This window comes from Pseudoalteromonas sp. MB41, assembly GCF_020966275.1.
GTDB classification, from domain to species: domain Bacteria; phylum Pseudomonadota; class Gammaproteobacteria; order Enterobacterales; family Alteromonadaceae; genus Pseudoalteromonas; species Pseudoalteromonas lipolytica.
Genome location: NZ_JAJJZF010000002.1, coordinates 233,968 through 244,682, shown reverse-complemented (window position 1 = coordinate 244,682; position 10,715 = coordinate 233,968). Strand labels below are relative to the sequence as shown.

8 protein-coding genes are annotated in these 10,715 nt (G+C 39.0%); 7 read left to right on the top strand and 1 reads right to left on the bottom strand.

Annotation, left to right across the window (positions count from 1 at the left end; genetic code table 11):
• The first annotated feature begins 61 nt into the window (after positions 1–61).
• The 6 genes from pyrD to LPA49_RS04690 all read left to right on the top strand — a co-directional run bounded on the left by pyrD (position 62) and on the right by LPA49_RS04690 (position 7,831).
• On the top strand, positions 62–1,072 hold the full coding sequence (gene pyrD, locus LPA49_RS04715; protein WP_065979872.1) for a quinone-dependent dihydroorotate dehydrogenase: 1,011 nt from the start codon (positions 62–64) through the stop codon (positions 1,070–1,072).
• Between the two features lie 127 nt (positions 1,073–1,199).
• The gene (locus LPA49_RS04710) at positions 1,200–1,730 is read left to right on the top strand and encodes a cell division protein ZapC domain-containing protein (RefSeq protein ID WP_036968679.1); all 531 of its coding nucleotides are present in this window, start codon (positions 1,200–1,202) and stop codon (positions 1,728–1,730) included.
• A 78-nt stretch (positions 1,731–1,808) separates the two neighbouring features.
• Positions 1,809–3,926: a bifunctional 23S rRNA (guanine(2069)-N(7))-methyltransferase RlmK/23S rRNA (guanine(2445)-N(2))-methyltransferase RlmL gene (rlmKL, locus tag LPA49_RS04705; RefSeq protein WP_036968677.1), complete on the top strand. Its 2,118-nt coding sequence runs from the start codon at positions 1,809–1,811 to the stop codon at positions 3,924–3,926.
• The gene (locus LPA49_RS04700) at positions 3,919–4,146 is read left to right on the top strand and encodes a glutaredoxin family protein (RefSeq protein ID WP_230235808.1); all 228 of its coding nucleotides are present in this window, start codon (positions 3,919–3,921) and stop codon (positions 4,144–4,146) included. Before rlmKL ends, LPA49_RS04700 begins: the two co-directional genes overlap by 8 nt.
• Before the next feature lie 20 nt (positions 4,147–4,166).
• On the top strand, positions 4,167–6,077 hold the full coding sequence (locus LPA49_RS04695; protein ID WP_065979874.1) for an ABC transporter ATP-binding protein: 1,911 nt from the start codon (positions 4,167–4,169) through the stop codon (positions 6,075–6,077).
• An 11-nt stretch (positions 6,078–6,088) separates the two neighbouring features.
• Complete coding sequence (locus LPA49_RS04690; protein WP_199524856.1) at positions 6,089–7,831, top strand: DUF3466 family protein; 1,743 nt, start codon at positions 6,089–6,091, stop codon at positions 7,829–7,831.
• A 93-nt stretch (positions 7,832–7,924) separates the two neighbouring features.
• On the opposite strand, the gene LPA49_RS04685 is transcribed toward LPA49_RS04690, so the two are convergent.
• Positions 7,925–8,431 (bottom strand): DUF2062 domain-containing protein, encoded by a 507-nt coding sequence (locus LPA49_RS04685; RefSeq protein ID WP_065979876.1) that lies wholly within the window; start codon positions 8,429–8,431, stop codon positions 7,925–7,927.
• Positions 8,432–8,527: 96 nt separating this feature from the next.
• Here LPA49_RS04685 and LPA49_RS04680 point away from each other — a divergent pair, with 96 nt between their 5' ends.
• Complete coding sequence (locus tag LPA49_RS04680) at positions 8,528–10,675, top strand: DNA internalization-related competence protein ComEC/Rec2 (RefSeq protein WP_230235806.1); 2,148 nt, start codon at positions 8,528–8,530, stop codon at positions 10,673–10,675.
• The last annotated feature ends 40 nt before the right edge of the window (positions 10,676–10,715 follow it).

Here is a 10,715-nt window from a genome sequence, read left to right as displayed (position 1 = left end):
TTAATTTGCAATGTACCGTTTTAATAAAGCTACACTGTTTATTTTACCTAAGGAACAAACCATGTTTTATGATCTAGCTCGCCGTTTTATGTTTACCCGTGATGCGGAGTGGGCTCATGAATTTGCACTTAATAATTTACGTCGATTTGCGCATACTCCATTGAGTGCAGCATGGTCACAAACAGTCCCTAATAAACCTGTTAATTTTCTTGGCTTAGAATTCAAAAATCCGGTGGGTCTTGCAGCTGGGCTAGATAAAAATGCCGAGTGTATTGATGCTTTTTCACAAATGGGATTTGGTTTTGTTGAAGTCGGTACAGTGACACCTCGTCCACAAGCCGGTAATGACAAACCACGTATTTTCCGCTTACCTCAATCAAATGCGATCATTAATCGTATGGGCTTTAATAATAAAGGAGTCGATAACCTTGTTAATAATGTTAAAGCTGCAAAGTATGATGGCATTCTAGGTATCAATATTGGCAAAAATAAAGACACACCTAACGAGCAGGGTAAAGACGACTATATCCACTGTATGCGCAAAGTATTCGAATATGCATCGTACATTACGGTCAATATCTCTTCGCCAAATACGCCAGGATTGCGTGATTTACAGTACGGTGAAGCGCTAGATGATTTATTACAAAGCCTGAAAAATGAACAGTTGGATTTGGCTGCAAAACATAATAAGCACGTGCCAATGCTTGTCAAAATAGCGCCTGATCTTGATGCAGTACAGATTTCACAAGTCAGTGACTCATTGATCAATAATAAGATCGATGGTGTTATTGCGACAAACACCACACTTGAACGTGCAGCAGTTCAAGGGCAACAGTATGCAGATGAAGCTGGGGGCTTATCGGGGCAACCTGTACGTGCTCGCTCAACCCACGTCGTTAGTGAGATAAAGCGTCTAACTGAGGGTAAGTTACCTATTATTGGTGTTGGTGGAATTGATGATGCAGAATCAGCAAAAGAGAAGTTTGCTGCCGGTGCAGACCTCGTTCAAGTTTACACGGGTTTCATTTATAAAGGCCCAGAATTGGTAAAAACGATCCTAAAAGGCTTATAAGGATCAGTTATCTAAGCAATTGATCATTAATAAAATGTTCTAAAAAATCATTTTATTAATGGTCTGCTTTAGTTATACTTATGTGCTAAGTATGCAGGAATTTTTATTTTTAGTAGAGGGAGGAGTCATGTTACAAGCATCAAAGCAATGGAAATGGCTTGCTTGTTCTAAAAATAATCGTCTTTTGGTTGACCTTGACCAAAATATGCAGCTGTGCACGCCTTACAAACTTCGTCAGCTCACTGATGCTGTCTTGTGTGAACCAAATTTTAGCCTCGAAGACGCTGATTTTTACCAACAAGTCTATCAATATCTTGAGACATTCTCGCTCTGGAGCCCTGCGCAACTTTGCCAAATTGCTTTGAACGCGACTGCGGTTAAATTTCATTTAAAACCAGTGCTTGCTAAAAGTTGGTTTTTTCATGAGTACCATGGCAGTGAACCAAGTGTTGAAGCGGTTGTTAAACTTTGCTCACACGCCCAAGAAGGTGAGTTTTTAATTGTTGATCATTGCAGCGATGCGTCTGTGTGTATTAACTTAAGTGAGCACTTTCAGTTAGATGAAAATCTATCGTTGCAGCAATTTGAAGCTATCAAAGTGCTAAACAATCGTATCTTTCCTGTTTATATCCAACAAAAACAGTTTAAATCTGCTTAATATCCCTTTAAATGATGGCGTTTTTGTTCGCTAAGCTATGCTATAATCCTGCGCAATTAGCATTTAAGGGTTTTTACTTTGCAATTTATCGCACTTACTTCTATCGGAATCGAAAATTTACTTGTTGAAGAGTTAACAGAGCTTGGCGCAGAAGTCTCAAAGCAAACTGTTGGTTCTGTCCGTTTTGAAGCTGACAGCTTATTAGCACAAAAAATTTGTTTATCGAGTCGGTTTGCGACGCGAATTCTAATGTTGATAGAAGAGAAAGAAGGCGTTAAAGACAAAGACAGCCTGTATAATTTTGCACGATTGCAGCCATGGCAAGAATGGTTTGGGCCAAAACAGACATTCGCTGTTGATTTTACGGGTACGAATGATTACTTAAAAAACACGCAGTTTTCTGGTTTAGTAATAAAAGATGCAATTGTTGATTACTTTGCTGACTTGTTCGAACAGCGTCCAAATGTTGATAAATACAATGCTAATGTGCGTGTTGTTGCACGATTAAACCGTCATGGTGTGGCGTTGTATATTGATTATTCTGGTCCTCGTTTGTCTGAACGTGGATATCGTCAAGATCAAGGCAAAGCCCCCATAAAAGAACACTTAGCAGCTGCACTTGTAAAACGCAGTGGCTGGCTTGAAAATGTTCAACAACCATTATTCGATCCATGTTGTGGCTCTGGTACTATTTTGATTGAAGCGGCTAGTATGGCACGAAACGAAGCACCTGGTTTATTCCGCGAAGGCTTTGCATTTGAGCGCTTACCTAGTTTTCGAATTCAAAAGTATAAAGAATTAAAAGCAGAGTTAATGGCACAAATTACAGAACCTAAATTGTGGTTAATTGGTCATGATATTGATGCCTCTGTTATTGCAAAAGCACAAGAAAATGCTGAGCGAGCAGACCTTGCAAGCGTGATTAAGTTCAAGCAAAGTGATGCTACAAAATTGACTAGTGTTGCTAAGTTACCCGGTGTTGTGATTTCGAACTTACCTTATGGCGAGCGACTCGGCTCAATGGCTGAGCTGGTTAACTTGCATCGTAGTTTAGGTGTGGGCTTTAAAAAGCACTTTAATCATTGGAAGTTAGCTTTATTAGGCACAGATGAAAGCTTATTTAAATTATTGAAGTTAGTAAAACTCAAACGCTATAAGTTTAAAAATGGCCCATTAGATGTCGTGCTTAATCTCTATCAACTGGACGATAAACAAGTTGAATTAAGTAAAGAAGATAAACCTGCACTTAACTATGAAGGCTCAACAGCATTTGCTAATCGTTTAAAGAAAAACAAGCAGAACCTAAAAAATTGGCTAAAACAAAACGAAGTAAGTTGCTATCGTGTTTACGATGCAGATATTCCTGAATACAACGTCGCTGTTGATGTATATGATAACGCCGCGGTTATTTTCGAATACGCCGCCCCGAAAGAAATTGATGACAGTACAGCGCAAAAACGTTTGCAAGATGTCATAAGTTTAACCGCTGAGCAATTAGATATAGCCGCTGAAAATATTGCAGTAAAAGTTCGCAAAAAACAAAAAGGCGAAGAGCAATACACCAAAGTTTCAAAACAAAATCGCACCCAAGTGGTTGAAGAATTTGGCGCTAAGTTTAAAGTGAATTTGTTTGATTATTTAGATACGGGTTTATTCCTTGACCACCGCTTGGCTCGTCGCTACATTCAGCAAAATGCAAAAGATAAACGCTTTTTAAATTTATTCGCTTATACCGGTAGTGCATCTGTTCATGCTGCATTGGGTGGCGCAAAAGCGATTACCACGATTGATATGTCGAAAACCTATTTAAAATGGGCACAAGAAAACTTTGACCTGAATGGTATTAGTAATACTCGTTATCGTTTTGAACAAGCCGATTGTTTAAAGTGGTTAGAGTATGCGCAGGGCCAATATGATCTTATCTTTTTAGACCCGCCAACGTTTTCGAATTCAAAACGCATGAAAGATGCTTTTGATGTTCAACGCGACCATATTAAATTATTGACTTGGGTAAAGAAAATTCTAAGTCCAAATGGCACATTAATTTTCTCTAATAACAAACGCGGTTTCACAATTGATGAAGTGGGTCTGATGGGCTTAGGGTTAAAAGCAGAAAATATTTCAGCGAATACCTTATCTCCAGACTTTAAGCGTAATAAGCAAATTCATAATAGCTGGCTAATTACTCATGGCTAAGTTTACTTTGTATCACACAGATGGTTGTCATTTGTGTGAATTGGCCGATGAATTATTAGTGGCTGCACAGGTAAATTTTGTAGCGCACGATATTATGGATGATGAACAGTTAATCAGTGCGTATCAAACGAGTATTCCAGTTGTTAAAAAAGAAAATGGTGAAACACTATATTGGCCATTTGATGAATTACAGTTAGCAAAATTTATTGCTGATAATTAAGAATAAGAGTAGTAGTCACGATGGATTTAATCAGAATTGCCAAAGCACAACTTGCTTACGGTACACATCCTTTACTTGATGATGCTGATGCGGTTATTGAGTCAGGTGAACGAGTGTGTATTGTAGGGCGCAATGGTGCCGGTAAATCAACGTTATTAAAAGTGTTAGATGGGCAAGTTACCCTAGATGATGGTGAGATAAACCAGTTAGGTGGTATCCGCATTTCTCGTTTAGAGCAAGATCCACCAAAAGGTGCTCAAGGTACTGTATTTGACTACGTAGCCCAGGGTATGCCAGATATAGCTCAGCTATTAATTGATTATCATCAGGTCAGTAATCAAATGCAAACGGACTGCAATGACAAGTTGCTGAATAAACTTGAACGTTTATCAAATCAACTTGAAACAGTGGATGGATGGCGGTTTGATACGCGTATTCAACTGGTTTTGTCACGTTTAGAGCTCGAACCTGAAGCTAAATTAGAGTCATTATCTGGCGGGTGGCTTCGTAAAGTTGCCTTAGCGCGAGCCTTAGTAAGCGAACCCGATTTGTTATTGCTTGACGAGCCAACCAACCACTTGGATATGAACAGTGTTATTTGGCTTGAGCAATTTTTAAAAGAGTTTAAAGGTGGCATTGTTTTCATTTCTCATGACCGTGCCTTTATACGTGCTGTTGCAACGCGGATTCTTGATTTAGACCGCGGTAAACTTGTCTCTTATCCTGGGGATTATGCCACCTACTTAGAGCAAAAAGCACATGATTTAAAAGTAGAAGAAGCACAGAATGCCCTTTTTGATAAACGTTTAGCAGAAGAAGAAACGTGGATCCGTCAAGGGATCAAAGCCCGAAGAACACGTAATGAAGGACGTGTGCGTGCGCTAAAAGCGCTTCGTAAAGAACGTCAACAACGTGTTGAGCAAGTGGGTAAAACAGACTTCAATATCGAAACGTCAGAGCGTTCTGGTAAGTTAGTCTTTGAAGCGAAGCATATTGCCCACGCTTTTAAAGATAAAGTGATTGCTAAAGACTTCTCTACACTGGTCATGCGTGGTGATCGTATTGGTCTTGTCGGTCCTAACGGTATCGGTAAAACAACATTATTAAAAATTCTTTTTGGTGATTTACAACCGGATGCAGGTACTGTTAAGCAAGGTGTAAACCTTGAATTTGCTTATTTTGACCAATATCGTGAGAAATTGGATGAAGAAGCCACAGTGCAAGATAATGTAGCAGAAGGTAAACAAGAAGTGATGATGGGCGGTCGTTCACGTCATGTGTTGGGTTATTTGCAAGATTTCTTATTTCCGCCAGCTCGTGCACGCACGCCTGTTAAAGCACTGTCAGGTGGTGAGAAAAACCGTTTATTACTCGCGAAGTTATTTTTAAAGCCTTCAAATATTTTGGTTCTGGATGAACCGACCAATGATTTAGATATTGAAACACTTGAGCTATTGGAAGATATTATTAACCAATACCAAGGAACGGTTTTGATTGTAAGTCACGACCGTGAGTTCATTGATAATACATGTAACTCTGTGTGGGCCTTCGAGGGTGATGGTAAAATAAGTGATATTGTGGGTGGTTACAGCGATTATGAAGCCTACACCGCATATTTAGCCGAACAGCAAAAACAACAGCAGCAACAAGTGAAACCAGAAAAGTCTGCTGGTGTGAGCAATGATAAAACGCAAAAGAAGAGCAATAAACTCTCTTACAAATTAAAACTTGAATTAGAAGAATTACCCAGTAAAGTGGAACAACTTGAAAAAGCGCTCGATGCTCAGCAACTTGTGGTTAGTGATCCGGACTTTTTTAAGCAAGATGCAGCAATTACAACAGAAGCATTGAACCATTTAGCCCAGTTAGAGTCTGAGCTTGAAGCCGCATTTGAGCGCTGGGAAGAACTCGAAGATTTAAAGAATCAGTAGTAAGGATTAAAATGAAATATAAACTACTCGCTGCCAGTATTTTAGCCACCTTAAGTACCTCAGCGATGAGCGCGACCTATAAGCTAACAGAGCTTGGTGGCTTAGATGGCGCAAAACTGAATTATGTAACAGACGTTAGCGAAAATGGTCATGTTATTGGTTTAAGTAATGGTGTTTACAGATTACCAATTGATATTTCTTATATTGATTTTGATGACAATGCTATTAAGTCTGCTTACGAAAGCGAAAAAGACAGATTTGAACTAATTGATAAAGAAATTACGTTTACACTTGATGACATTGAAAATAATGATGCCGTAAATACCAATGCCGATGCGCATTCGTTTATGCTCCGTTTTTTATCGAGTGATAGCCGTTCTGTGGATTCCGAGTATCAAAAATTAGCGAGTGCAATTGCCACTGTCTATAGCGCTGAGGGGGCTGCAGAGCAAGTTATTTTTGATGAACAGTCATTAGATTATGATGGTTTAACACGTTCAACATCTAACTATTTAAGTGCGGTTGCTGAAGACGGTGTTATGGCGGGTTGGGGCAGTGCCCCATACGAGAAAACATCTTTTACACAAGCTGATGAAGACGAAGCGGAGACACATTTCTTACGTGATTTTATTAGACGGGGAGTGGTGATTTCAGCTGATGGGGTAAAAGTGCCTCTTACGCCTGAGTTTGATGAATTTGGCGGTTTTAGTGCTGCTTATGATATTGTTAAAACAGAGCTTGGTTACGAAGTTGTTGGTACTGTGTCGACAGACATTGCAGAAGATCGCCAAGAAAATATCGACGACAGATGTGATGGTGAAGACGAGCCTGTTTCAGATTGTGTTGAGAGTATTGAACGAAATAACAATAATGGAATATACAATAAACGTGCCGTTAAATGGACATTAGACAATAATTTCAACATCACGAATACTGAAATTTTCGGTTTAGGTTTAACCCCTAAAGACGATGAAAAGTTCGCTTTTAAAAGTGGCGCTTATGCGATTAACAAAAATGGGTTAATTGCGGGTATGTCTGATGTGCGATACAAAGACACAGATCGACGCACCACGATGCCTGTTATATTCGAAAACGGAGAAGTCAAAGAATTTATCAATCAGGACGATGATTGGCAATTAGGCCAAGTGCTGTCGATGAATGACAATGACATTATTGTTGGCTATGCTTCAAAGCGCATTGAGGGTAGAACAACAACAAAGTTTTATTATTATGACAAGCAAAATGACACTGTTGTATTCCCAAGCGACTATTTTGCAAGCTCAAACTCAATTGCTAATGATGTAAATGATAATGGTATTATTGTCGGTGAAGGTGAAACCGATATTTTTAATTCGTCTTCACGCCGCCGTGAAGGTTTTATGTACACCATTGGCGAAGATAAAATTGTTAACTTAAATGATTTATTACCGTGTTATGAAGCGGATGGTGAAACACGTTTTGGTTACAAGGTAGCTGAAGCGAAATCAATCAACAACAATAACGAAATTTTCGGTGTTGCGACTAAAACGGTTGAGAAAACAGATTCGTTTGGTAATGTAGTGCGTGATGTTGATGGCAACATTGAACACGAAAGTGTTACGGTAGCTGTAAAACTAACACCTATTAGTGGCAGTGTAGAGGAATGCCCGGCGGAAGAAGTTGAGCAATATGAACGCCAATCTGCAAGCTTTCCGTGGTTTGCGTTTTTACTGTTGCCATTTGCTGCAGTGCGCCGCGTGTTCAGTAAGAAATAATAAACTACTCGATAATTAACAGAAAAAACCCAGCTTAAAGCTGGGTTTTTTGTCTATACTGAAAGGTATGTTTTTTAGTATTTTGTTGTTGCTTTATTTATGACGGTGTAGCCACGCTTTTCGCACTGAGCGCTTCCAAAGCATATCAATCGCAAAATAGCCTACAAGTGATGCCGCTGAAGCACAAATTAATGAGCCGACTAAAAAAGCGGGTCCAATCGTAGTGAGGCTATCTATAAACCATTGCCAACTTGGCTCAAAATGGAAATGTTGAGTTGGTTGAGCAAGGGCTATAGTCCCAACAATGTATGAACAATAAAAGATAGGAGGCATTGTCAACGGGTTAGTGATCCACACTGTTGCAACAGAAATAGGCAAGTTAACACGTAATGGAATTGCCAAGGCGGCAGCTAAAACCATTTGAAAAGGAACAGGGATGAAAGCAAAAAACAAACCTACCGCAAAAGCACCCCGAGCGGAGCGTCTATTTAAGTGCCATAAGTTGGCGTCATGTAATAAACGACCAAAAATTCTTAAATATTTATGATCTCTTACCTTGTTATGATCGGGTAAAAACCGTTGGATCGTTTTTTTAGCCATCTAAAGCAACCATTTACATCTATTTGGTTATGCAGTGGCTTTGTGTTGGGGTGTTTTATAACCGTTTACACACTGAACACTGCGGCGTTCTATATAATGAGTTTTGCTGTCATTTTAGCGAGTCTCTATTTTAAGCCTTTTTTGTCGGTATTGTCAGGGTTTATTTGTGGTATTTTTATCGTAATCTTTCATTATCTTATTTTTTACTCAGCCAGTTTATGCCAAATAGAAATAGACAAACCCATTGACGCTCATTTACAGATTATTTCAATTCACTCTGTTGCATCGCCTTATTATGCCAAAGTACGCTTGATTAATGTTCAAGGCTGCTCGCTGCCTCGGTTTATAGCCCCTTTAGCGATGCTAAGTATTACGACTGAAAAGCAACTAGATGTGGGAAGCTTGTTAACAAGCCAAGTTAAATTAAAAGCATTTCGAACTGTTAAAAACTTTGACAGCTTTAATCGTGAGCGCTTTGCGTTCACAGAGCGAATTATTTATAAGGGCAGAACAGTTGGCAAAACACATCATTTAAGCAGTACAAGTAGCGCTGCGATCAGGTCACACTACCAATCTTATATCAGTGATATTACCGCGGGTACGAAACTACAATGGATGTACTATGCCTTATTAACAGGGGACAGAAGTAAAATTTCGTCAGTTGATAAAACTCATTTGCGTGAACTGGGGCTCAGTCATTTACTTGCGATATCGGGACTACATATTGGCCTGATATTTACGCTCGGTTTTTATACCAGCAAATGGGTGTTTATGTGTACTCAGGTTGCTATTAAACAAAGCATGCAACTTAGTAAACTTTTTGTGGTGTTTGGTTTCTGTTGTGCATTTTTGTATGTTTACTTAAGCGATTTTGTTGTATCTGCAACCCGAGCGTTGGTGATGTTGGGTTGTTACTTAATAATTTACCTTTTAGCTAAAAACCCCCTGCAGTGGCGAAGTATCTTATTTGCTTTATCAGTGGTGTTGGTCATGAATCCATTTTCACTACTCAATCCTGGTTTTTATTTTAGTTTTACTGCTGTTGCCATTATTTTTTTAGTGATTAACCAGCCTCTAACTATAAAAAACGGTTTAATAAAGCACAGTGTTCAGCTGTTTATGATCCAAGGAGCGCTTTTTGTGGGGCTTTTACCTTTGTCGTTATATTTTTTCGACGGAGTCAGTGTCATTGGCCTTTTAGTTAATTTGATAGCTGTGCCATTGATTAGTTTAGTGGTTATGCCGCTCTTAGTAATGTATTCGCTGTTGTCTTTGATTGTTGATACAAGTTACGTTTTTAAGCTGTTCGATGGTGTATTTTACAGCTCCTTTGAGTTTATTATTTCAACGCCTGATGATTGGCGTTGGGTTGATGTGAGGATTAATGGTTTTAAATCATTGTTGTACTTGTATTGTACCTTGTTAATTGGGCTGTTTAGCCCATGTAAACGCTTTAGTATAATCCCGAGCTTTATTTTTATTATTGACTGGTTGCTGACACCAAAACCTTTATTTCAATTAGATTTATTTGACGTAGGACATGGTCTAATGGCGATGGTAAGCACCAATAATAAAGCCATTGTGTATGATTTAGGTCCGCAATACTTTGCGCGCTATGATTATGTAAATTCAGTACTCGTTGCAAATATTCGACAACAAAACTTAGAGGTTGTGGCGACTATTATAAGTCATCAAGACAATGATCACGCGGGAGGACTGACGAGTTGGAAACAAGCAGGTTACACTGCTACGTTTGAAAAGTTTCATCCCAGTGGAATCAAACTGCCATGTTTGTCTCAGCATTTTAAATTTGAAAACCTCAATATCACTTCGCTTACAGCCGACTCGAATCATGATAATAATAATGACCGCTCCTGTATTTTAAAAATAAGCAATCCCCAGCATAGCGTGTTATTGACTGGCGATATTTCTAAATTCATTGAACAGCAGTTAGTGAGTCAGGAAGTTGATTTAAATGCGACCATTCTTATCAGTCCCCATCATGGTAGCAATACATCTTCAAGTGGCCTATTTATCGATGCTGTAAATCCTGAGATTGTACTTCATTCATCTGCCTACCAAGGGCAATGGTCGTTTCCTCATTCTGATGTCGTTAAGCGATACAATGACCGTGACATACCACAATACACCACAGCTGAGTATGGACACATAAGAATAAAATTTTACCCGCAGTCATACCGTTTAGAATTCGCCCGTGAGCAGGAAAGTTACTGGTTTGAATAAGATTGGCGTTTTGTTTTTACTGTCATAAGGCTACAATAGT